The 20,559-nt window shown below is 62.9% G+C and carries 21 protein-coding genes; 13 read left to right on the top strand and 8 right to left on the bottom strand.

Features of this window, described 5'->3' with window-relative positions; all coding sequences use genetic code 11:
- The first annotated feature begins 23 nt into the window (after nucleotides 1-23).
- The 9 genes from V5N13_RS00315 to V5N13_RS00275 all read left to right on the top strand — a co-directional run bounded on the left by V5N13_RS00315 (nucleotide 24) and on the right by V5N13_RS00275 (nucleotide 10,509).
- Entirely contained in the window at nucleotides 24-1,379 is a 1,356-nt protein-coding gene (locus tag V5N13_RS00315; protein WP_336359132.1) for an isochorismate synthase, read from the top strand.
- Nucleotides 1,376-3,133 (top strand): 2-succinyl-5-enolpyruvyl-6-hydroxy-3-cyclohexene-1-carboxylic-acid synthase, encoded by a 1,758-nt coding sequence (menD, locus tag V5N13_RS00310; RefSeq protein WP_336359131.1) that lies wholly within the window; start codon nucleotides 1,376-1,378, stop codon nucleotides 3,131-3,133. Before V5N13_RS00315 ends, menD begins: the two co-directional genes overlap by 4 nt.
- Before the next feature lie 336 nt (nucleotides 3,134-3,469).
- Nucleotides 3,470-4,747: a Cdc6/Cdc18 family protein gene (locus V5N13_RS00305; RefSeq protein WP_336359130.1), complete on the top strand. Its 1,278-nt coding sequence runs from the start codon at nucleotides 3,470-3,472 to the stop codon at nucleotides 4,745-4,747.
- A gap of 41 nt (nucleotides 4,748-4,788) precedes the next feature.
- Complete coding sequence (locus V5N13_RS00300) at nucleotides 4,789-5,673, top strand: 1,4-dihydroxy-2-naphthoyl-CoA synthase (RefSeq protein ID WP_332898823.1); 885 nt, start codon at nucleotides 4,789-4,791, stop codon at nucleotides 5,671-5,673.
- A gap of 207 nt (nucleotides 5,674-5,880) precedes the next feature.
- Nucleotides 5,881-6,828 carry a 1,4-dihydroxy-2-naphthoate polyprenyltransferase gene (locus V5N13_RS00295; RefSeq protein WP_336359129.1) on the top strand — a complete coding sequence of 316 codons (948 nt, stop codon included), beginning with the start codon at nucleotides 5,881-5,883 and terminating at the stop codon, nucleotides 6,826-6,828.
- On the top strand, nucleotides 6,828-7,862 hold the full coding sequence (gene menC, locus V5N13_RS00290; protein ID WP_336359128.1) for an o-succinylbenzoate synthase: 1,035 nt from the start codon (nucleotides 6,828-6,830) through the stop codon (nucleotides 7,860-7,862). The genes V5N13_RS00295 and menC overlap by 1 nt, the downstream gene beginning before the upstream one ends.
- Nucleotides 7,862-9,343: an o-succinylbenzoate--CoA ligase gene (gene menE / locus V5N13_RS00285; protein WP_336359127.1), complete on the top strand. Its 1,482-nt coding sequence runs from the start codon at nucleotides 7,862-7,864 to the stop codon at nucleotides 9,341-9,343. The genes menC and menE overlap by 1 nt, the downstream gene beginning before the upstream one ends.
- A 45-nt stretch (nucleotides 9,344-9,388) precedes the next feature.
- Complete coding sequence (locus V5N13_RS00280) at nucleotides 9,389-10,132, top strand: NRDE family protein (RefSeq protein WP_336359126.1); 744 nt, start codon at nucleotides 9,389-9,391, stop codon at nucleotides 10,130-10,132.
- Between the two features lie 26 nt (nucleotides 10,133-10,158).
- Nucleotides 10,159-10,509, top strand: coding sequence for a helix-turn-helix transcriptional regulator (locus V5N13_RS00275; protein WP_332898818.1), 351 nt, complete (start codon nucleotides 10,159-10,161; stop codon nucleotides 10,507-10,509).
- A 1-nt stretch (nucleotide 10,510) separates the two neighbouring features.
- Here V5N13_RS00275 and V5N13_RS00270 read toward each other — a convergent pair whose 3' ends face one another.
- Genes V5N13_RS00270 through gatC form a run of 3 tightly spaced genes read right to left on the bottom strand, consistent with a single transcriptional unit; the run spans nucleotide 10,511 to nucleotide 12,256 of the window.
- Nucleotides 10,511-10,669 carry a hypothetical protein gene (locus tag V5N13_RS00270; protein WP_336359125.1) on the bottom strand — a complete coding sequence of 53 codons (159 nt, stop codon included), beginning with the start codon at nucleotides 10,667-10,669 and terminating at the stop codon, nucleotides 10,511-10,513.
- Between the two features lie 40 nt (nucleotides 10,670-10,709).
- Nucleotides 10,710-11,981, bottom strand: coding sequence for an Asp-tRNA(Asn)/Glu-tRNA(Gln) amidotransferase subunit GatA (gene gatA, locus V5N13_RS00265; RefSeq protein ID WP_336359124.1), 1,272 nt, complete (start codon nucleotides 11,979-11,981; stop codon nucleotides 10,710-10,712).
- A complete protein-coding gene (gene gatC, locus V5N13_RS00260) occupies nucleotides 11,978-12,256 on the bottom strand; it encodes an Asp-tRNA(Asn)/Glu-tRNA(Gln) amidotransferase subunit GatC (protein WP_332898815.1) in 279 nt (92 codons plus the stop codon). Before gatC ends, gatA begins: the two co-directional genes overlap by 4 nt.
- Nucleotides 12,257-12,484: 228 nt before the next feature.
- On the opposite strand from gatC, the gene V5N13_RS00255 reads away from it, so the two are divergent.
- Nucleotides 12,485-13,459 (top strand): transcription initiation factor IIB, encoded by a 975-nt coding sequence (locus tag V5N13_RS00255; protein ID WP_336359123.1) that lies wholly within the window; start codon nucleotides 12,485-12,487, stop codon nucleotides 13,457-13,459.
- Between the two features lie 37 nt (nucleotides 13,460-13,496).
- On the top strand, nucleotides 13,497-13,967 hold the full coding sequence (locus V5N13_RS00250; protein WP_336359122.1) for an NUDIX hydrolase: 471 nt from the start codon (nucleotides 13,497-13,499) through the stop codon (nucleotides 13,965-13,967).
- 201 nt (nucleotides 13,968-14,168) lie between these two features.
- Here V5N13_RS00250 and V5N13_RS00245 read toward each other — a convergent pair whose 3' ends face one another.
- On the bottom strand, nucleotides 14,169-15,242 hold the full coding sequence (locus V5N13_RS00245; protein ID WP_336359121.1) for an asparagine synthase C-terminal domain-containing protein: 1,074 nt from the start codon (nucleotides 15,240-15,242) through the stop codon (nucleotides 14,169-14,171).
- On the bottom strand, nucleotides 15,242-15,928 hold the full coding sequence (locus V5N13_RS00240) for a PHP domain-containing protein (protein WP_336359120.1): 687 nt from the start codon (nucleotides 15,926-15,928) through the stop codon (nucleotides 15,242-15,244). Before V5N13_RS00240 ends, V5N13_RS00245 begins: the two co-directional genes overlap by 1 nt.
- A gap of 140 nt (nucleotides 15,929-16,068) precedes the next feature.
- On the opposite strand from V5N13_RS00240, the gene purL reads away from it, so the two are divergent.
- A complete protein-coding gene (purL, locus tag V5N13_RS00235; RefSeq protein WP_336359119.1) occupies nucleotides 16,069-18,207 on the top strand; it encodes a phosphoribosylformylglycinamidine synthase subunit PurL in 2,139 nt (712 codons plus the stop codon).
- A 612-nt stretch (nucleotides 18,208-18,819) separates the two neighbouring features.
- On the opposite strand, the gene V5N13_RS00230 is transcribed toward purL, so the two are convergent.
- Entirely contained in the window at nucleotides 18,820-18,981 is a 162-nt protein-coding gene (locus V5N13_RS00230; protein ID WP_336359118.1) for a DUF7550 family protein, read from the bottom strand.
- Nucleotides 18,982-19,075: 94 nt separating this feature from the next.
- Here V5N13_RS00230 and hisF point away from each other — a divergent pair, with 94 nt between their 5' ends.
- A complete protein-coding gene (hisF, locus tag V5N13_RS00225) occupies nucleotides 19,076-19,888 on the top strand; it encodes an imidazole glycerol phosphate synthase subunit HisF (RefSeq protein WP_332898807.1) in 813 nt (270 codons plus the stop codon).
- An 11-nt stretch (nucleotides 19,889-19,899) separates the two neighbouring features.
- Here the strand turns inward: hisF and V5N13_RS00220 are convergent, their stop codons facing one another.
- Both V5N13_RS00220 and V5N13_RS17135 read right to left on the bottom strand, forming a co-directional pair.
- Nucleotides 19,900-20,184, bottom strand: coding sequence for a DNA-directed RNA polymerase subunit L (locus tag V5N13_RS00220; RefSeq protein ID WP_332898806.1), 285 nt, complete (start codon nucleotides 20,182-20,184; stop codon nucleotides 19,900-19,902).
- A complete protein-coding gene (locus V5N13_RS17135; protein WP_442905052.1) occupies nucleotides 20,150-20,467 on the bottom strand; it encodes a DUF7563 family protein in 318 nt (105 codons plus the stop codon). The genes V5N13_RS00220 and V5N13_RS17135 overlap by 35 nt, the downstream gene beginning before the upstream one ends.
- Nucleotides 20,468-20,559: the final 92 nt, after the last annotated feature.

Raw genomic sequence — 20,559 nt, 5'->3', positions numbered from 1 at the left:
GTCGCCAGCACTGACTACCGGTAATGGAACCCCTGCGCAGCGACGAGACGGTGGCGCATGCGGCGGATGATGCCACCTTCGTCAGTCGGGCCTGCGAGGTCGAACCCGTTTCTCTCCATCGCCTTCTCGACACTGCGGACGCGCCACGATTCGCGTGGAGCGCGCCGGACGCCCCGTCTATCGTCGCCTTCGGTTCGACAGAAACACTCACCGCGGCGGGCGACACCCGCTTTGACACGATTCGAACGCAGGCAGAAACGCTGTTTTCTCAGAGCATCACCCCCGAACGCCTCCCCGAAGCCGCCCGGCCGCGGTTGTTCGGCGGCTTTTCGTTCAACGAAGGCCCCACCGAAGACGACGACTCTGCGTGGACTGGCTTCCCCGATGCGCGGTTCGTCCTCCCGCGGGTGCAGGTGGCTCAAACCGACGCAAAAACGTTTCTGACAGTCACGCTCGCAGGGCCAAATGCAACTCCGACGGCGGCGGCCGACCTGCTCGAACGCGAACGCGAGGCGCTCACTTCCCTGCCGACCGACAATCCGGAAACCCAGCAGCCCGGCGTCGCCTCTGTGCAACTCACGACGCCGCGTGAGACGTGGAACGCGCAGGTGGAAGCCGCACTCTCGCGCATCCACCGCGGCGAACTCACGAAGGTCGTGCTCGCCCAAGCACTCACCGCGACCCTCGACACCGAACTCTCCGTCCCGGGTGCACTCTCGCGACTCGCCACCACGTACCCCGACTGTCACCGCTTCCTCGTCGCACCCGATGAGGAGGGTGCGTTTTTCGGCGCGACGCCCGAACGACTCGTCTCCCTGCGCGGGCGCACCGTTTCGACCGTCGCGCTCGCCGGGTCGACCGGTCGGGGCGACACGCCGGAAGAAGACGAGTGGCTGGGCGAGGAACTGCTCACGAGCAAGAAAGACCGCCACGAGCACAACGTCGTGGCCGAAACCATCCGCGAGCAACTCGAACCGTTCGCCTCAAGCGTGACCCTCGGCCCACTCGGCCTGCGTCGGCTCGCAACCGTCCAACACCTCCAGACGCCAATCAGCGCCGAACTCACCCACGACGAACACGTCCTTTCGCTGGTCGAGGCGCTCCACCCAACGCCCGCCGTGGGCGGCCTGCCGCCCGAACGCGCGAAACAGACCATCCGCGACACCGAAACGTTCGACCGCGGGTGGTACGCCGCGCCCGTTGGCTGGTTCGACGCGGCCGGAAACGGCTCGTTCGCTGTCGCGCTGCGCTCTGCGGTCGCCCGTGGCACCGAGGCCACCCTGTTTGCCGGTGCGGGCATCGTCGCTGACTCAGACCCCGATGCCGAGTGGGACGAAGTACAGTTGAAATACCGCCCGATGTTGGACGAACTCGAATGAGCGCACCCAACAAAAACACCCTCTGGGCGCGCGTGCTGGTAGACGAGTTTGCAAAGGCTGGCCTCAACTCCGTCTGCATCTCCCCCGGCAGTCGCTCAACGCCGCTCACCGTCGCCTTTTCGCGCCATCCCGACATCCGCGTGTTCTCTCACCTCGACGAGCGGTCTGCGGCGTACTTCGCGCTCGGTCGAGCAAAGCGTACCGGGCGACCAACGCCGCTCGTTTGCACCTCTGGAACTGCGGCCGCGAACTTCCACCCGGCCGTCATCGAAGCGTCGCAGGCGCGCGTCCCGATGCTCGTCCTCACCGCAGACCGTCCGCCCGAACTCAGAGACAGCGGCGCGAACCAGACCATCGACCAGGAAAAGCTCTACGGGAATTCTGTGCGGTGGTATCGTGACCTGCCTGAGCCAGCGGTCGAAGACCGCAAACTGCGCTCGCTTCGCACCGACTGTGCGCGGGCGGTTGCGAAAGCCGAGGGAACAGACGCAGGCCCGGTACACCTGAACGTCCCCTTCCGGAAACCGCTCGATCCCGTCGAGGTGTCGGGCGACGTTCCCGAGGGGTTCGAAGCGGAATACCCGCTCGCCGCGACTGGCCGAGACGGGCCGTTCGTTGAGGTGGCCGAGGGCCGCGCGGCCCTCGAGACGGCGACCCGTGACGAGTTAGTCCGTGCATTCGAGCAGGCAGCGCGCGGCCTCATCGTTGTCGGCCCGGACGACAACGGCCCGACTCCGGCGGCGATTGGCGCACTCGCAGATGCGACCGGGATGCCCGTGCTTGCAGACCCGCTCTCTCGGGTTCGCTGGGGGCCACATACGGTGGGGGAACCGATTTTAGGCGGCTACGATTCGTACGTAGACGCCCTTCCTGCGCCCGATGTCGTGCTCCGCTTTGGAGCCGCCCCGACTTCGAAGACGCTCCAACACTACCTCCGCGACTCGGGTGCGCGGCAGTTTGTGGTAGACCCCGCAGGCGAGTGGCGAGAGGCGACGTTCACCGCGAGCGACCTCGTGGTCGCAGACCCGACTCGGGTGGCTGAGGCGCTCACACAGGCACTCACGATGGACGCAGGCGACTGGACACGCCAATTCAAGGAAGCCGAAGCCCGCTACTGGGAACTCGTCGCGGCTGCCCACGACGAACAGTTCTTCGAAGGAACCGTCCTCGCGGACGTGGTCGAACTCGCCCCCGACCCGACGACGCTGTTCGTCTCGAACTCCATGCCGGTGCGCGACACAGACCGCTTCGGGAAGCCACGCGAGGCGACGATTACTGCGCTCGCAAATCGCGGCGCGAGCGGCATCGACGGCATCACGAGTTCGGCGCTCGGCGCGGGCAGTGCGACCGACGACCCGCTCGTAGCCGTGACCGGCGATTTGGCCTACTATCACGACATGAACGGGCTGCTCGCACTCGCTCGGTGTGGCGTGGACGCGACCATAATCCTCGTCAACAACGACGGCGGCGGTATCTTCCACATGCTCCCCATCGAGGAGTTCGACCCGCCGTTTACGGGCCAGTTCAAGACGCCCCACGGCCTCGATTTCGAGCCGACGGGCGACCTCTACGACCTTGAGTTCGTGCGCACCGAAGGTCGAGGCGAGTTCCGCGAGGCGTTCGTGGCATCGGTGGGCGAGGCCGGAACTCGCATCATCGAAGTGCAGACTGACGCCGAGGCGAGCCACCGTTTCAGGGAGCAACTCTCCGAGCGCGTGACCGAGGCAATTCAGCGAGACTCGTCGCGTCCGTAAGACGGTGAGAATCGTCGGCCACGCTCGTTCAATTCTGTACAAAGCAATTGACTGCACCCAGTTCTCGCGGGTCGGACGCCGCTGAGTGCTGAGTCGGATTCGTAGAAAACCGAGACACAGAGCCGTGTAAGACGGTTTGATTGTGCGCGATTCGGCTGCCGGGTGTTGATTTTTCCAGCGTCCTGTCAGACCAACCGGGCTGACTGTCTCACAGAACTTTATCAAGACGGCAGTTGATGATTGAATTGCCTGCGGGAGCGCCGTGGGTGGGGAAATTCAGACCGGTTCGAAACCAGTGAGCCACGAGTGGCCACGCTGAATCGATCGCTGCAAACCATGAGCCAACACGAATCGAACACGCCCGACGCAAACGGACCTGATGCCGGACGGCGGCCGGCAGAGGTTGGGCTTTTCGACGAGTTGCTCACGGAACCACGGTTGTTCAAACAGCGGGACAAACTCCGTCCCGCTCACACCCCCGTGACACTCCCCCACCGAACGACCGAAATTGCCTCACTCGCTGGCGTTCTGGCAGGTACACTTCACGGAGAAACGACCGCGCACGTACTCTTATACGGAAAAACGGGCACTGGAAAAACCGCCTGTGTCCGCTCGGTGACGAGAGAACTCGAACGGGCCGCAGCGCGCCTCGAAAGACACGTCACCGTGGTTTACGTAAACTGCGAAGTCACGGACACGCAGTATCAGATACTCGCACACCTGACGAACGTGCTCGTAGAATCGAATCGAGCGCTGACGGGCGACCCGAACGCGGGGCCGGAACCAGTTCCGATGACCGGATTTCCGACCGAAGTCGTCTACGATACGCTCATCGAAGCCGCGAGTGTCGTCGAACGGTCGGTTATCGTCGTTCTCGACGAAGTAGACCAACTCGCGTCTTCAGGCGGCGACAGCGTCCTCTACAATCTCGCGCGATTGAACGGTCTCCTCGATTCGTCGCGGGTGACACTGGTCGGCATCAGCAACGACCTGACGTTCACCGAATCGCTCGACCCACGGGTGCGGTCTCGTCTGGGAACCGACGAAATCGTGTTCCCGCCCTACGACGCGGGCCAGCTCACCGATATCATTACCGAACGGGCGGCCGTCGCGTTCGAACCGGGAGTCATCGATGCGGGCGTTTTCGCGCTCGTCGCTGCCCTCGCCGCACAAGAACACGGCGACGCCCGACGAGCCCTCGACTTGCTCAGGGTTGCGGGAGAACTCGCAGAGCGAGATGGCGCGCAGACGGTGACGGAGGCGCACGTCAGAGACGCCAAGGCGCGCGTCGAGTTCGATCACACCGAGCAGCTCGTCGACTCGCTCCCAACACAGTCAAAACTCGTGTTGCTCGCCGTCGCTGATTTCCCCGAAGGAGCACCTGTCGAAGGTGTCCACGAACGCTACACGCGACTGTGTACCTCCTTTGGGATGGAGCCGCTGTCGGGTGCCCGAATGTCGAGCGCATTCGGCGACCTCGATTCGCTCGGGTTGGTGACGGTCGCGTCGAAAACACGGCCACGGAGACGCGACGTGCGTCTTTCATTGCGATGGCGTGACCTCCGGCGGATTCTCGCGGCTGACAGTCGATTTGCGAATCTCGCCTCGGAGTGACCGCGCAGAATCTTTTTGCGCCGCCCGACCCGAGTGGCGGTATGGTTTCAGATATTTTCGACCCCGCTCGCTGGGACGAGATTGCAGACTTTGATTTTCAGGACATCACCTACCACCGCGCGACCGACCAGGGTACGGTCAGAATCGCCTTCGACCGCCCAGAAGTCAGAAACGCCTTCCGCCCCGGGACGGTTGACGAACTCTACACCGCCCTCGACCACGCCCGCCGCCAGACGGACGTTGGCTGTGTGCTCCTGACCGGCAACGGCCCTTCCCCGAAAGACGGCGGCTGGGCTTTCTGTTCCGGCGGCGACCAAACGATTCGCGGCGACGACGGCTACCAGTACGAAGGCGACGAGGCGGGCGCATCAGACACGGGCCGCCTGCACATCCTCGAAGTCCAGCGGCTCATCCGCTTCATGCCAAAGCCCGTCATCGCCGTCACTCCCGGCTGGGCTGTCGGCGGTGGCCACAGCCTCCACGTCGTCTGCGACATGACCCTCGCCTCGGAGAAGGCTATCTTCAAGCAGACCGACCCTGACGTGGCGAGCTTCGACGCTGGCTTCGGCTCTGCGTATCTCGCCCACCAAGTCGGCCAGAAGAAGGCGCGTGAAATTTTCTTCCTCGGGAAGGATTATTCGGCAGAAGAAGCGGCAGACATGGGCATGGTAAACGACGTTGTGGCGCACGAAGACTTAGAAGACGTGGCGCTTGAGTGGGCCGCAGAAATCAACGCGAAATCGCCGACGGCCATGCGGATGCTCAAATTCGCCTTCAACATGGATACCGATGGCATGGTCGGCCAGCAGGTGTTCGCCGGGGAAGCCACCCGGCTTGGTTACATGACCGACGAAGCAAAAGAGGGCCGCGAGGCGTTCGTCGAAAAGCGCGACCCCGATTTCTCGAAGTACCCGTGGCACTACTAAGCAACTTTTTCTTCGTCGAGTTCACCTCCGGCGAACCCCTCCTTGAAAAACTTGCATGAAAAAGGCCGACTGCGCCCGTGTGCGCAGTCGGGTGCGACGCTGAACCGCTACGGCAGTGGACTCGTACCGTTAACCGCAACTGCCTCCGCACCGAAAACGCACTGCAACCACAGTCGCTATGTCGGTGCCTTCCTAACTGCCAACTGAATGACTGACACCGCGACCATCTCGCCGACGAAGGCGTGGGTCATGGCCGCCCGTCCGCAGACACTTCCGGCCGCGGCCGCCCCCGTCATCGTCGGCACCGGACTCGCCGTCCACGACGGTGTCTTCGCCGCGCTTCCCGCACTCGCCGCGCTCGTTGGCGCGCTGCTCATCCAGATTGGGACGAACTTCGCAAACGACTACTACGACGCGATAAAGGGCGCAGACACCGACGAACGACAGGGGTTCACCCGCGTGACGCAATCCGGCCTCATCGCGCCGGAAGAAGTCAAACGCGCGATGTACCTCACCTTCGCCATCGCCATCATCTCGGGGACGTACCTCGTCTCCGTTGGCGGCCTTCCCATCGTCGTTATCGGCCTCGCAAGCGTGGCAAGTGGCATCGCCTACACCGGCGGCCCCTACCCGCTTGGCTACCACGGCCTCGGTGAGGTGTTCGTGTTCATCTTCTTCGGTATCGTCGCCGTGACGGGCACCTACTACGTCCAAGCAGTCGATGCGGTGGCAGGCATCCCGATGACCGTCCCGTCCGGAACGCTCCCACTCGCCGCACTCGTGGCGAGTCTCGCGCCCGCCGCGCTGTCGACGGCGATTCTCGTCGTGAACAACGTTCGAGACATAGAGACCGACGCGAAAACCGGCAAGCGCACCCTCGCGGTGCGACTCGGCTACCGCTGGAGTCGCGTCGAATACCTGCTCATGCTCGCCGTTGCCTACGCCGTGCCTGCGGTGTTCGCGCTCGACCCGGCCTACTCGCAGTTCGTGCTCCTGCCGCTGCTTTCGTTGCCGATTGCGGTGCGCGTCGCGCGAACCGTGCTCACCCGCACCGACGGCGCGGCGCTCAATCCCGCGCTCGAACAGACCGGCCAACTGCTCGCGATTCACTCGATTCTGTTCGCCCTCGGGTTCGCCGCACCGGCGGTACTCTGATGGAACTCACTCGATTCTCGTTGCCGCTCACCTCGCCCCTGCAAACAGCCGCAGGCGACATCGAGGAACGCGAGGGCTTTCTCGTCCGTGTGACCGTAGACGGCGTCCCCGGCGTCGGAGAGGCGACCCCGCTGCCTGGCTGGACCGAATCGCTCGCTGCCTGCGAAGTGGCGCTCAACGCGGTTCGCTCACAAGTCGAAACAGGAGCCGAAGACGAGGCGATAGCCGCCCTCTCAGAGAACCCGGCCGCGCGCCACGGCCTCTCGCTTGCGGTGGCCGACGCCCGCGCGCGCGCCGCAGCCCAGCCGCTCTACCGATTTCTCGGTGGCGACGCTCGTGTCGAGCACGTCCCGGTGAACGCGACCATTGGCGCGGGAACTGTCTCGGAGACCGTCGTGGCAGCCGAGAACGCGGTCGCTGAGGGGTTTCGAACGCTCAAGCTCAAGGTCGGTACAGACGCGGTCGAAGCCGACGTGGAGCGAGCCGCGGCCGTCCGCGCCGCCGTCGGAGACGACATCGAGCTCAGAGCCGACGCGAACGGCGCGTGGGACGTGCCGATGGCGAAGCGCGCGCTCGATGGCTTCGGGAAGGCGAAGCTCTCGCTGCTCGAACAGCCCCTCCCGGCGACGCACCTCAAGGAGCACGCCCGGTTGCGCGGTGGAGGCGTGCGAATCGGCCTCGACGAATCGCTCACCGAACGAACCCCCACGGAGATTTTCGACGCGGACGCGGCCGACGTGCTGGTACTCAAACCAATGGCCCTCGGCGGCGTTGACGTGGCACGAGAGACAGCACGCGCTGCACGCGAGGCAGGCGTCGAGTGCATCGTGACGACCACCATCGACGGTGCGGTTGCGCGAACGGCGGCGGTGCACCTCGCCGCGAGCCTGCCCGACGTCGAAGCGTGTGGACTTGCCACCGCGAGTCTTCTCTCAGCAGACGTGACGGAGACAGACCCCGCGCCCGTCTCAGACGGCGCAATCACGGTTCCGCAGGGAAAGGGCAATATTCAGCCAGTCCTGAATGGGGAATGATGCGAGACTGGGTAGCCCAACAGGCGCGAGCGTCACCGGACGAAGTCGCGCTTATCGACGCCGAAAACGACGTACACTGGACGTACCACGAATTGACCGAGACAGTCGATGAGACCGCCGCACATCTCGCGGGAGCCGGCGTGCTTCCCGGCGACCACGTCGGCGTCTTGCTCGAAACGAGCATTTCGTTCGTACGACTCATCCACGCTGTCGCGCGGCTCGGCGCGGTGCTCGTGCCCTTCAACACGCGCCTGACCGCCGCCGAACTCGCCCCGCAAATCGAGCGCGCGGACGTGTCGGTGCTCGTCTGTAGTGAGTCAACAGAGGCGAAAGCGATGGGTGCAACCGAAGGGACAGGCGTTTCTCTCCTTTCGCTTGACGCCAGTCTCAGAGCGCGCGTCACGAAACTCGATTCCCAGCCGACGGCCGAGGTTCGACCGACGACGTGGGAGGCGGACGACCCACAGCTCATCATGTTCACCTCGGGGACGACTGGCGAACCGAAGGCGGTGGTTCTCACCCACGGCAACTTCGCGGCGAGCGCCGAGGCTTCTGCCTACCGCCTCGGCACGCTCCCCGACGACCGGTGGCTGGTCTTCCTCTCGCTCTATCATATGGGCGGGCTGTCCCCGATTTTGCGCGCGGCACGCTACGGGTCTGCTGTCGTGTTGGTCGAAGCATTCGACGAACAGGCGGTGGGCGACGCTATTGCCGAATACCAGCCGACGGGCATCTCGCTCGTGCCCGTAATGCTCTCGCGCCTGCTCGATGCGGGCGTTTCCTTTGACCCATTTCGGTTTGTCCTGCTCGGCGGCGCACCTGCACCGGACGACCTCATCGAGCGGTGCGAACGAGAAGGCGTGCCCGTCTGCCCGACCTACGGTATGACCGAGGCCGCCTCGCAAATCGCCACCGCGACGCCGAGCGAGGCGTTTGCGCATCTCGGAACGGTCGGCAGGCCGCTCTTTGGCACGGACGTGACCGTGGTCGGTGACGACGGCGACCCCGTCGAACCGGGAACGCCGGGCGAACTCGTCGTCTCCGGGCCGACGGTGATGAAAGAGTACTTCGACGACTACGAGACGACGGTCGATGCCTTCTCTGAGTACGGCCTGCACACGGGGGACATGGGGTATCAGGACGAAGGTGGGCGACTCTGGGTGGCGAATCGACGCGCCGACCGGATCATCACGGGCGGCGAGAACGTCGACCCCGCGGAGGTCGTTGCCGTGTTGCTCACGCACCCAAAGGTGGCCGACGCGGCCGTCGTCGGCATCGAAGATGACGAATGGGGCGAACGGGTGGGTGCGCTCGTCGTCACAGAGGATGATGAAAAAGTCACCGGCGACGAACTGGTCGACCACTGTAGAGCCAAACTTGCGGGCTACAAGTGCCCGCGAGTGATTGGATTTACCTCGGCGTTGCCCCGGACGGCGTCGGGGACGGTTGAACGCGAGAAGGTGCGCGAGGCGCTTCGATAGCCCCCACGCCAAGGGTTTAGAAGCGCCCGCGACCTATGAGAGACTGTGTGTACGCTCACCTTCGCGTGGCAGGTGTTCGACGACACGCCGCTCGTCGTCGCTGCCAACCGTGACGAACGTGTAGACCGACCCTCGACGCCGCCGCAGGTCAGAGACGGTGACCCCACAATCGTCGCCCCCGGCGACAGCGAAGCCGGTGGGACGTGGATTGGCTACAACGAACACGGCGTGTTCGTCGCCATCACCAATCGCTGGATAGAAGCCGAACTCAACGCGCCGCGGTCGCGCGGCTTGCTCGTCCGCGATGCGCTTTCCTACGAAACCGCAGAGGACGCGACCCGATACGTCGAACGCGAGGTGGACGAACGCGAGTACGACGGTTTCAACCTCGTGCTCGCGGATGCGAACGCCGCGTTGCTCGTTGAATGGGACGGGCGCAAACGGATTCGAAATCTCGACCCCGGCGTCCACGTCGTGGTGAACGTCGGCATAGACGGTGAGTTCTTCGAGCCGCCGCGCTTCCCCGAAGCGGGCGAACAGCAATCACAGAACGCGATTGCCCTCCGCGATGCACTCGAACCGACGCCTGCAGAGACTGCAGAGGCGTGGCTCCACCGGGCGCGTGACGCGATTTCCGACCACGATTTCGGGGTGTGCATTCACGAAGACGGCTACGGAACGCGCTCGTCGTCGCTCATCACGATTGGCGCAGGCGGGGATGGGACCTACGACTTTGCACCCGGGTCGCCGTGTACGACCGAATACGAACCCGTCGAAGGTCAGATTTAACCTGCTCGGGGCAATTTGTTCAATCCATGAGTACGGCAGAAGCGGAGGCTGAACTCTCCGAGGACGAGCAGGCAGGACTCGAACTCATCCGCGAGACGGGTGGCGTTTACCAGAGTGACTTCTGGAAAAAATTGGATGTGAGCTCCCGGAAGGGAAGTCGCATCGTGGAGTCACTGCTGGCCAAAGACTTCATCCGCCGGGAGGAAGCCGTCTACAACGGTCACACGACGTACTTCGTCACCCCCGCACCGAAAGACCTCGATTTCTCGCTGCTGATGGCGGGCGACCTGCTCTCGCCGTTCATCGGTGAAGAAGACATCGACGCGCGCAGTGACGCCCTGAGTCACTGGATTATGAACCTCGCCTACAACGGGTAGGCTACTCGTTTTGCTGTTGGTAGGCCACGCCGATTGCGACTCCCATTGCGACCCCGAGTGCGAGCCCAGCACCGATGTTGTCCATCGCCACGCCGAGTGCGACACCAATGCCCGCACCAATCGCAATCCACGCACTCTGAGACATCGTGTCGGCAGCCATGGCTCACGTTTGTGAGCGATGAACAAAAAGCTCTGTTAGCTTACGCGAGCGCGCTTCCGGCGCGGATGATGACCTCCTCGCCGAACGCCGGGCCAATCAGTTGCAGACCGACCGGAAGACCGTCGGTTTCCCCCGCAGGCACCGAGATGGCAGGCAGGTTTGCGAGGTTCACGGGCACCGTGTTCGCGTCCGCGAGGTACATCTGAAGTGGGTCGGACAGGCTCTCGCCGAGTTTGAACGGCGGCGTTGGCATCGTCGGGCTCGCGAGCACGTCAACGTCCTCGAACGCTTGGTTGAAGTCCTGTTTTATCCACTCGCGGGCGTCCTGTGCCTTCTTGTAGTAGCGGTCGTGGTAGCCAGCAGAGAGGGCGTAGGTGCCGAGGAGGATGCGGCGTTTGACCTCGTCGCCGAAGCCAGCCTCGCGCGAGCGGGCGTAGGCCTCGTTCCAGTTGTCCTCGAAGCCACCGGAGATGCCGTAGCGGACGCCGTCGAACCGGGCGAGGTTCGAGGAGGCTTCCGACATGGCGATGACGTAGTAGGCCTGGACGGCGTGTTCGACCGAAGGGAGCGTGACCTCTTCGACGGTCGCCCCTTGGGCTTCGAGTTCCGAGAGCGCGTCGTCAAACTGTTCTACGACGCCGTCGTCTGCGCCCTCTACGAGTTCAGTCGGAACGCCGATGGTCAACCCGTCAACGTCGCCGGTTGCGGCGTCTGCGTAGCTCACGTCGGGTTTTTCGCGGGTGGTCGCGTCGTGTGGGTCTTGCCCGCTGATGACATCGAGCAGGGCAGCGGCGTCTTCGACGCTCGGGGCGATTGGCCCAATCTGTTCTAAGGAGTTCGCGTAGGCGACGAGGCCGTAGCGCGAGACGAGGCCGTACGTCGGTTTGATGCCGACGACACCACAGAACGCGGCGGGACAGCGAATTGAGCCACCGGTGTCAGAGCCGAGGGCGAGGTCAGCATCGCCCGCGGCGACGGCGGCCGCACTGCCACCCGAAGAGCCGCCGGGGACACGGTCTTCGTCGAGTGGGTTGAGGGTCGGCCCGTAGGCGGAGGTTTCGGTCGTCGTCCCCATCCCGAACTCGTCCATGTTGGTTTTTCCGACGATGGTCGCGCCTGCCTCTTTCAGGCGGGTGACGACGGTTGCGTCGTACGGTGGGACGTACTCCTCAAGCATCTTCGAGCCGCACGTCGTGCGGACGCCCTTCGTGGAGATGTTGTCTTTCACCGCGATGGTCTTGCCCGCGAGCGGGCCGTCGCCGTCGCTCTCAATCGTTTCCTCGGTGACGAAGATGTTGAGAGAATCCGTCATGAGACGCGTGGTCCTTTGAAATAGCCGTCTTCGGTCTCCGGTGCGTTCTGGAGCGCTTCTTCTTGCGTGAGCCCGTCGTGAACCTCGTCGGGGCGCATCACGTTCACCAGGTCAGCCTCCTGTTCGACCTCGGGCACTTCGTCGAGCGCGCCGAAGTAATCGAGGATGTCCCCGAACTGTCGGGCGAACAGCTCGACCTCCTCGTCGTCTAGGTCGATGCGCGCGAGGTCTGCGATGTGGCGGACCTCGTCTGCGTCGACAACCGTATCGCTCATGGCTTTTTGCACACGCGGGCAAGCGGTAAGGGTTTCGATGCTCGGGTTTCACGGCGAGACCCCCTGACAGGGACGCTGACCCGAGGTAAATTTGAATTCAGTTAATTTGTCGAAATCGACAGACAGAACGCCTCACGCGCCCGAAGCATTTAAGTCGCCAGAGATACAACAAAACGGTGTATCGACGCCGTCTCTGCTACTTCTCTCTGCAGTGTGATACACCAGACAATGACTGATACGAGTATTCGAACCCGAACAGACGAGCGGACGAGCGAGCGAGAACAGCCCGAACAAACACAAAGCGAAGAAGAGCTTGTCTGCCCGGAATGTAGTGGCAACCTTGTCGCCGACGCAGAACACGGCGAGACGGTCTGTCAAGACTGTGGCCTCGTCGTAGACGAGGGCACCATCGACCGCGGCCCGGAGTGGCGTGCTTTTGATTCTTCAGAACGCGACGAAAAGTCCCGCGTCGGCGCACCGACCACCCAGATGATGCACGACAAGGGCCTCTCGACCAACATCAGTTGGCAGAACAAAGACGCATACGGCAAGTCCCTTGGCAGCCGCCAGCGCGCGAAGATGCAGCGGCTTCGCAAGTGGAACGAACGCTTCCGCACCCGCGACAGCAAGGAGCGCAACCTGAAGCAGGCGCTCGGCGAAATCGACCGCATGGCCAGCGCCCTCGGCCTGCCGAAAGACGTGCGTGAAACGGCGTCGGTCATCTACCGCCGTGCGCTCACGGAGAACCTGCTGCCGGGGCGCTCCATCGAAGGGGTCGCCACGGCAGCGCTCTACGCCGCGGCACGCCAAGCGAGCATGCCCCGAAGCTTAGACGAGATTACCAACGTCTCCCGCGTCGAAAAGAGCGAAATCGCGCGCACCTACCGTTACGTGGCCCGCGAACTCAAACTCGAAGTGCGCCCGGCCGACCCGGAGAGCTACGTCCCGCGCTTTGCCTCCTCGCTCGGCCTCTCCGATGAGGTGGAGATGCGCGCCCGACAGCTCCTGAAAACCGCCAAACAGCAAGGTGTCCACAGTGGCAAGTCGCCGGTCGGCCTCGCGGCCGCCGCCGTCTACGCCGCCGCGCTGCTCTCGAACGAGAAAGTGACCCAGAGTCAGGTCTCCGACATCGCAAATATCAGCGAAGTCACCATCCGCAACCGCTACCACGAACTGCTCGAAGCAGAAGAGCAGGTCGTCTAAGCGGAACACTGACGGCTTTTCCGGCATTTTTCGACCCATGGAGACGACTCGCCATTTCACCTCAACCGTCTATATCGTCAACGACGGAGCCACGGCCCTCCACGACCACAAACATCTGGACATGTGGTTGCCGCCCGGCGGCCACATCGACCGCGACGAACTCCCCCACGAAGCCGCCATCCGCGAAGTCAAAGAGGAAACCGGCTTGGACGTGACCCTGTTCGCAAAGCGAACCGGCGCATCCTCGCCGACCGTCGAACCGCTTCCCGAACCCGCCCACCTCCAACTCGCGGACGTGAACGTGTACGATGAGCACGTTGGCCACCAGCACATCGACTTCGTCTATTTCGGCCGCGTCGAACACCGCGACATCACGCCCGAAGACGGCGAAATCGAGACGTGGCACTGGTTTACGAAAGACGAGCTCCGCGAAGACGGAGACCGACTCGAACCCGACGTAATCGCCCACGGCATCGAAGCCATCGAGGCAGTTATTTCAATGGAATAGGTATCTGATTACCTAATCAGTTAGGTAAACTGACATATTTTATTATCCTGCAAAAACAATGTCGAGCCATGAGTCAATTAAGAATCGTTATTGGAATTTTGGTCGGGATACTGTTGTATCTATTGGTATTCCATGCTGTACTACCCGGAATTTGTGTTTTAATGTCGCCAATGTGCTCAATCTGAGTAGACAGATTAGGAGTTATTCAAGCAAAGACGCGATGTACTGGCCGACGTGGTCGTCCATCCGTTTTTTGTAGCCCGCCTGTCGCGCGAGGCGGTCGAGTTCGCGGGCGATGAGACTGCCGTACTGTACCGCCTTCTTCTCGCGGAAGGCGATGGGGTCTGGTGTCCACTCTCGGACGGCCATGCGGAACGCGAATTTGCGCTCGCCACGCGGACTCACGAGGAGATTTTCTGGCAGCCGGAGGCTCGCTTCGACCACGTCGTCGTGAAGGAGGGGTGCGACCGGTTCGACGCCCGCGGCACGGAGCGCGAGCACGTCACGAGGAAGTTGGTCTGCGAGCGTCGCAATCACTTCGCGGGCCGCGCCGCGAACGGTGTCTGCCGCGACGCGGTGGTCGTCGGGCGCACGAGTAATTTTCTCGTAGCCGCCGAACAGCTCGTCTGCGCCCTGTCCCACCGCGAGCGTGTCGTAGCCGTCTGCGGCGGCGCGTTTCGCGGTGAGATAGAGCGGCAGGGCGATGCCCACGTCCATTGCGTTGGTTCGACCAGTCGCCCGCGCGACTTCTGGGATTGCTGCTTCGAGCACGTCGTGGGACACCTCGATGACGGTGAGGTCTTTGCCGAGCAATCGTGCGGCTGATTGGGCGGCCTCGATGTCGTGGCTCCCGGGGAAGCCGGTCACGTAGAGCGGGCCGTCGAGATACGCACCGAGGGCAGCCGAATCGACGCCGCCAGAGAAGGCGACGGGCGTGTCTTCCGGGAGGGGAGAAAGTTGCCCTTCGACTGCGGCTCTGACCGATTTGATTGCTTCTGTTGGAGAGGAAAACAGTGGTAGTTCGGGAACCGTCCAGACCTGCTCGTCACCGGCTTCGGTTCGCCGACAGCCTGCTGGGACGAGACGTGGATTTGTAAGGTCGCGGTGGTCGAAACTCCACGTCGTCGGGTCTTCAGGTTCCGAGAAAATTGGATAGCGCCCGAGCACGTCGCGGACGAGCGCGCCAGAGAGTTCGCCCGCGAAGCCCCCGGTTCCGGGGAGAGCCTCTCGTGAATCGAGCGCCCGGCGGACGGTGGCCGGGGCTGCGCCGTCCATCAATCCAGCATCGAGGACAGCCGGTTTTTCACGCGGCGTTTCGCGCCACCGGCGGCCTGTGCGAAGCTGATGTGCCACGGGGTGCGCTGGCCAACGACGCTCGTGTGCCCGTCGCGAATGGCGTCGAGAATGGCGGGGACGCTCCGGTCTTCTGCGTCGATTTCGGTGACCGCCTGCCCGACCATCTCGCTGATGTGGGCGTCGCTTCCGGCGGTCATCGGGAGGCCGCGAGCGCGGGCGAAGCGCTCTGCCTTCCGATTTGCACGACCGGTGAGGAGCCGCGAGTTGTACACCTCGATGGCGTCCGCGCTCGCAAGCTGGTCGGTAGTGATGTGCGGGGCGACGCCGCTCCGTGATTTCTGGAACGGGTGGGGGATGACCGCGAGGCCGCCCTGCTCGCGGATGCGGTCGAGCGTTTCGTCGAACGGCCGGTAGGCCGGGATTTTCTCCTGGATGCCAAAGGCGAGGATGTGGCCCGCGGCGCTCGTGATTTCCATGCCGGGAATGCCAACCAGCCCGTACTCTGGAGCCTTCTCTGCGGCTTCGAGGCTGGCGTCTATCTCGTCGTGGTCAGTGATAGCGAGCGCGTCCAAGCCAACGGCTGCTGCCTGTTCTAACAGGAGGTCGACGGGATCACGCCCGTCGAACGAAAGCTGTGAGTGTGTGTGAAGCTCGACCGACAGCACAAGCGGAGGTAGCGCGCCAGTCTTGAAAAGGGCCTCGGAATCATGAGCGCCTGCGCTGGCACATCACGACGAGCGGCGATTTTGGGCACGTTCGTGCACATGAAAAGGACTTTACCCCGACTATCTCAACAGATAGGTGAATGAGTCTTGCCGAGTCGGACAAGGAACTGGTGGTTGCGCAGTTGGGGCGAGAGCCCACTGACGCAGAAGAAGTCCTGTTCGAAAATCTCTGGAGTGAACACTGCGCCTATCGCTCGTCGCGCCCCCTCCTCGGCGCGTTCTCTAGCGAGGGCGACCAGGTGGTCATCGGCCCCGGCGACGACGCCGCCGTGGTCAAACTGACCGATGACGTGTACATCACGATGGGTATCGAGAGTCACAACCACCCGTCGTACGTCGACCCCTACGACGGGGCGGCGACGGGCGTTGGCGGCATCGTCCGCGACACCCTCTCGATGGGAGCCTACCCAATCGCGCTCGCTGACAGCCTCTACTTCGGCGGGTTCGACCGCGAACACTCGCGCTACCTGTTTGAAGGCGTGGTCGAGGGCATCGGCGACTACGGCAACTCGATTGGCGTGCCGACCGTCGCCGGAAGCGTCGCCTTCCACGACGACTACGTCGGCAACCCCCTCGTGAACGTCGCGTGCGTGGGCCTGCTGCCCGCAGATCGCATGGTCACCGCAGAAGCCCAGACGGTCGGCAACAAACTCGTCCTCGTCGGAAATTCCACGGGCAGAGACGGCTTAGGTGGTGCATCGTTCGCCTCCGAAGATTTAGCTGAAGACGCAGAAACCGAAGACCGCCCGGCCGTGCAGGTCGGCGACCCGTACACGGAAAAACTTCTCATCGAGTGCAACGAAGCACTGCTGGACGAGGGGTTAATCGAATCGGCCCGCGACCTCGGCGCGGCGGGTCTGGGCGGCGCGTCCAGCGAACTCATCGCGAAAGGCGACAAAGGCGCGGTGCTCGAACTCGAAACCGTCCACCAGCGCGAACCGAACATGGTTCCCCTCGAAATCCTGCTCGCCGAATCCCAAGAGCGGATGGTGTACGAAGTCACGCCTGAGAATGTGGCGCGCGTCGAAGCTCTCGCAGAACGCTACGACCTCGGCTGTTCGGTCATCGGCGATGTGACCGACTCCGGACGCTACATCTGCACCTTCAAGGGCGAGACGGTCGTCGACGTACCCGTCGAATTCCTCTGTGAGGGCGCGCCGATGAACGACCTCGCAACGGAAGCCCCAGCGGGCGTCGAACGTGACCTCCCAGAGACGGACCTCACAGACGCCTTCGAGGCGCTCGTCGGCAGTCCGAACACTGCGAGCAAGCGCTGGGTGTACCGGCAGTACGACCACGAGGTCGGGACGCGCACCGCAATCGGGCCGGGCCAAGACGGCGCGGTGCTCGCCATCCGCGAAGCCGAGATGGGGCTCGCCTTCACCGCGGGCGCAGACCCGAACTGGACGAGTGTGAACCCGTACGAGGGCGCACGCGCCGTCGCGCTCGAAAACGCCACCAACCTCGCCGTGAAAGGCGCGACGCCGCTCGCGGCGGTGGACTGTCTGAACGGCGGCAACCCCGAAAAACCCGACGTGTACCACGGGTTCAAGGCAATCGTTGACGGCCTCGCGGACATGTGCGCAGACCTTTCGGTACCCGTGGTCGGCGGGAACGTCTCGCTCTACAACGATTCGCAGGCCGGGCCGATTCCACCGACGCCGACGCTCGCGATGGTCGGCACGAAAGACAGCTACAAAGCCCCACCCGCGTTCTTCGCCGGAGAGGGCACGCTCCTGCTCGTCGGTGACTCCGTCCTCGCGGGCGAACAGTCGGGCCTCGGCGGCTCTGAGTTCCTCGCCCAGTTCGGCGGTACGGACGACTTCCCGGCGCTCCCCGAAGACGCGCCAGCGTTCGTGGAAACCCTCGCCGCAGTCGTGAATCAAGACACGACGCTCGCCGCCCACGACGCGAGCCACGGCGGGCTCGCCGTGACGCTCGCCGAGATGGTCACCGAGGAATCGGGCGCTGACGTGGCGATTTCGGGTGACGCTTCCGCCGCAGAACTCCTGTTCCACGAACAGCCCGGTCGCGCCGTCATCGAGACGACCGACTCCGAGGCAGTAAAAGACGCCTTCGACGGCGTCGCGCCGGTGTTCGAACTCGGCACGGCAACGACGGAAGGCACGCTCTCGCTTACGGTCAACGACGAGGAACTGTCGGCGTCAGCAGAAGCGATTGCCGACCTGCGCGCCATCATCGAACGCGAACTCGAATAACTCGGATTTTTCGTTTTTTACGAACCTACCGCGTCAGCGTGGCGTCGCTCAAGGTTGGTGGGGAAGAATGGCTCTACTGAACCCCTCAATCGGTGATCGGTTTCAGGAGTTGTGCTGCATACAGGGTGCGGACACAGCAGTGCGATAATCTGTACGGCCCCTCTATCCCATTGTCAATCCAACAATTCATAAGCTCGTCTCGATATCTCACTTGTATGTCGCCACCGCCGTTTATTGACCGGGAATCGGGAGAGTTAGACCTACGTCAGATCCGCGCAGAAGTCTTTCCTCTAGCTGGTCTTATCGTGCTATTCGGAGGGTTGGCGCTTCTTATGTTTTTGATTACGCTGCTTGTCGCTGGCAACTCTCTACTCGTTGGACTCCTTACCGTCGTCACACAGTTCATACTAGCCGTCGGCACCGGTATCGTGTTGATGTATGTTATTGCGCGTGGGATACAGCTTGCCGACGGGTAAGAGCGCCCCTAAGACATTCGGAGACCCAGTTCTGGTTCCGAGTTTATTGAGGAATCTCCGTTTTGCATTATTGCCAGCCCGTTTGTGTTAGCTGTTGAAGGTTTCAACAGCGTCGGAAGAAGAGAGGGAGTGAAACTTACGCCAGCGCGAACGCGAGACCGAAAACGACCGCAAGCCCGATGATGGTGACGATGAGTCCCGTCGTGACCTGTCCCATCGAAAACTCTTGCATTGGGGAGGTGACGCGGCCGACTTGTTCGTCTTCGTGGTGCTCGCCGTCGTGTGAGTGCTCGTCCATATCCGCACATTTGCCCGGTGGTACTTTGCTATGTCGGATGCTTACCGCAGGCGAAAGGGACTAACCCCGTTCTTCCGTAGCAGAAACCAACTGAATGCTCACCAAGCGGATCATCCCCTGCATTGACGTGGCGTTGGACGACGACGGGAACGCAGCAGTTTATACCGGGGTCAACTTCACCGACCTCAAGTACACCGGTGACCCCGTCGAGATGGCAAAGCGGTACAACGAGGCAGGCGCAGACGAGTTTGTCTTCCTCGACATCACCGCGAGTTCCGACGGCCGTGAGACGATGCTCGACACCGTCTCGCGGGTGGCAGACGAGGTGTTCATCCCGCTGACCGTCGGCGGCGGCATCCGGACGAAAGCCGATATCAAAGAGACGCTCCGTGCGGGAGCGGACAAGGTGTCGATTACCACGGGTGCGCTCGAACGCCCCGAACTCATCGAAGAGGGCGCGGCCGCATTCGGCAACCAGTGTATCGTCATCAGCGTTGACTCTCGGCGTCGCTTCGACGAGCAGGGCGAACACTACGTCGAAATCGATGGCGAGTCCTGCTGGTTCGAGTGTACGGTCAAAGGCGGGCGCGAAGGGACGGGAAAAGACGTGGTTGAGTGGGCAATCGAAGCCGAATCGCGCGGTGCGGGCGAGTTGTTCGTCAACTCCATCGACGCCGACGGCACGAAAGACGGCTACGACATCCCGCTTACCTCGGCGGTGTGTGATGCGGTTTCGACGCCCGTCATCGCCTCCTCGGGCTGTGGTGGCCCGGAAGACGCCTACGAGGTGTTCACCGAGGCGAACGCGGACGCGGCGCTCGCGGCGTCTATTTTTCACTTCGATGAGTACACCATCCGCGAGGTAAAAGAGTACCTCGCAGAACGGGACGTTCCAGTACGTCTCTAACGAGAATCGGGTTACTGAGCGGCTTCGAACGCGGCGCGGAAGGAACCAGCCTTCTCACGGACGCGCGCGGCACCTTGTTCGAGTGCTTCGAGTGGGTCGACTCCTTCGACCGTTTTCACGGTGAGGATGGGGTCGGTTTGCCCACCGGACTGCTCAGGGTTCATGTCGTACGTCGCCGCGGACACGTCCTCGAGTTCGAGGAGCGCGCCCTTCAGGACGTTCATGAACGTGTGGTCTTCGCCCGCAATCTCGATGGAGAGTTCATTCTCCGTCTTCTCGATGACCCGCAGTTCCATACCCATTAGTGCCAAAGCCGGGCGTTTGTACCTTTCGAAGGGCTACGCTCAGGAGTTCGCCGTGATACTGACAGAAACGACAGTCTACGAAGAACCGACTGGTAGTGTGAGGCCCCTGCCGTCCGCCGCGCTGAACTACTGGCGCGACTGAAACGGCACCGCCTGCCTGTAACTCCCTGAAGGACGCACATTCCAGACACGCGCTAACGCGATTGTTGTTATCCTCGAAAACCCGACGGAACCGCCCCGACACCCCCGCCCCACAGTTCAGACAGTGTTCCATGTTACGTCTCCCCCATGTGGACCGATGGCTGGAAGAAGAATATGAGTACTGACAGACACTATCCGCTGAGAACCACCACAACAGTTAAAACT

The organism is Haladaptatus sp. ZSTT2, from assembly GCF_037081775.1.
Lineage (GTDB): Archaea > Halobacteriota > Halobacteria > Halobacteriales > Halococcaceae > QDMS2.
Note: the sequence above shows the minus strand (reverse complement) of the source record. Positions and strands in the feature narration are given on the sequence as shown.

Bases quoted from the DNA above. Each gene is read 5' to 3' on its own strand.
- menE (WP_336359127.1), top strand. From the start codon at position 7,862: ATGCGAGACTGGGTAGCCCAACAGGCGCGAGCGTCACCGGACGAAGTC.
- purL (WP_336359119.1), top strand. From the start codon at position 16,069: ATGAGTCTTGCCGAGTCGGACAAGGAACTGGTGGTTGCGCAGTTGGGG.
- hisF (WP_332898807.1), top strand. From the start codon at position 19,076: ATGCTCACCAAGCGGATCATCCCCTGCATTGACGTGGCGTTGGACGAC.
- V5N13_RS17135 (WP_442905052.1), bottom strand. From the start codon at position 20,467: ATGGAACACTGTCTGAACTGTGGGGCGGGGGTGTCGGGGCGGTTCCGT.
- V5N13_RS00295 (WP_336359129.1), top strand. From the start codon at position 5,881: ATGACTGACACCGCGACCATCTCGCCGACGAAGGCGTGGGTCATGGCC.
- V5N13_RS00245 (WP_336359121.1), bottom strand. From the start codon at position 15,242: ATGGACGGCGCAGCCCCGGCCACCGTCCGCCGGGCGCTCGATTCACGA.
- gatC (WP_332898815.1), bottom strand. From the start codon at position 12,256: ATGAGCGATACGGTTGTCGACGCAGACGAGGTCCGCCACATCGCAGAC.
- V5N13_RS00305 (WP_336359130.1), top strand. From the start codon at position 3,470: ATGAGCCAACACGAATCGAACACGCCCGACGCAAACGGACCTGATGCC.
- menD (WP_336359131.1), top strand. From the start codon at position 1,376: ATGAGCGCACCCAACAAAAACACCCTCTGGGCGCGCGTGCTGGTAGAC.
- V5N13_RS00275 (WP_332898818.1), top strand. From the start codon at position 10,159: ATGAGTACGGCAGAAGCGGAGGCTGAACTCTCCGAGGACGAGCAGGCA.
- V5N13_RS00315 (WP_336359132.1), top strand. From the start codon at position 24: ATGGAACCCCTGCGCAGCGACGAGACGGTGGCGCATGCGGCGGATGAT.
- gatA (WP_336359124.1), bottom strand. From the start codon at position 11,981: ATGACGGATTCTCTCAACATCTTCGTCACCGAGGAAACGATTGAGAGC.
- V5N13_RS00255 (WP_336359123.1), top strand. From the start codon at position 12,485: ATGACTGATACGAGTATTCGAACCCGAACAGACGAGCGGACGAGCGAG.
- V5N13_RS00300 (WP_332898823.1), top strand. From the start codon at position 4,789: ATGGTTTCAGATATTTTCGACCCCGCTCGCTGGGACGAGATTGCAGAC.
- V5N13_RS00220 (WP_332898806.1), bottom strand. From the start codon at position 20,184: ATGGAACTGCGGGTCATCGAGAAGACGGAGAATGAACTCTCCATCGAG.
- V5N13_RS00230 (WP_336359118.1), bottom strand. From the start codon at position 18,981: ATGGACGAGCACTCACACGACGGCGAGCACCACGAAGACGAACAAGTC.
- V5N13_RS00270 (WP_336359125.1), bottom strand. From the start codon at position 10,669: ATGGCTGCCGACACGATGTCTCAGAGTGCGTGGATTGCGATTGGTGCG.
- menC (WP_336359128.1), top strand. From the start codon at position 6,828: ATGGAACTCACTCGATTCTCGTTGCCGCTCACCTCGCCCCTGCAAACA.
- V5N13_RS00250 (WP_336359122.1), top strand. From the start codon at position 13,497: ATGGAGACGACTCGCCATTTCACCTCAACCGTCTATATCGTCAACGAC.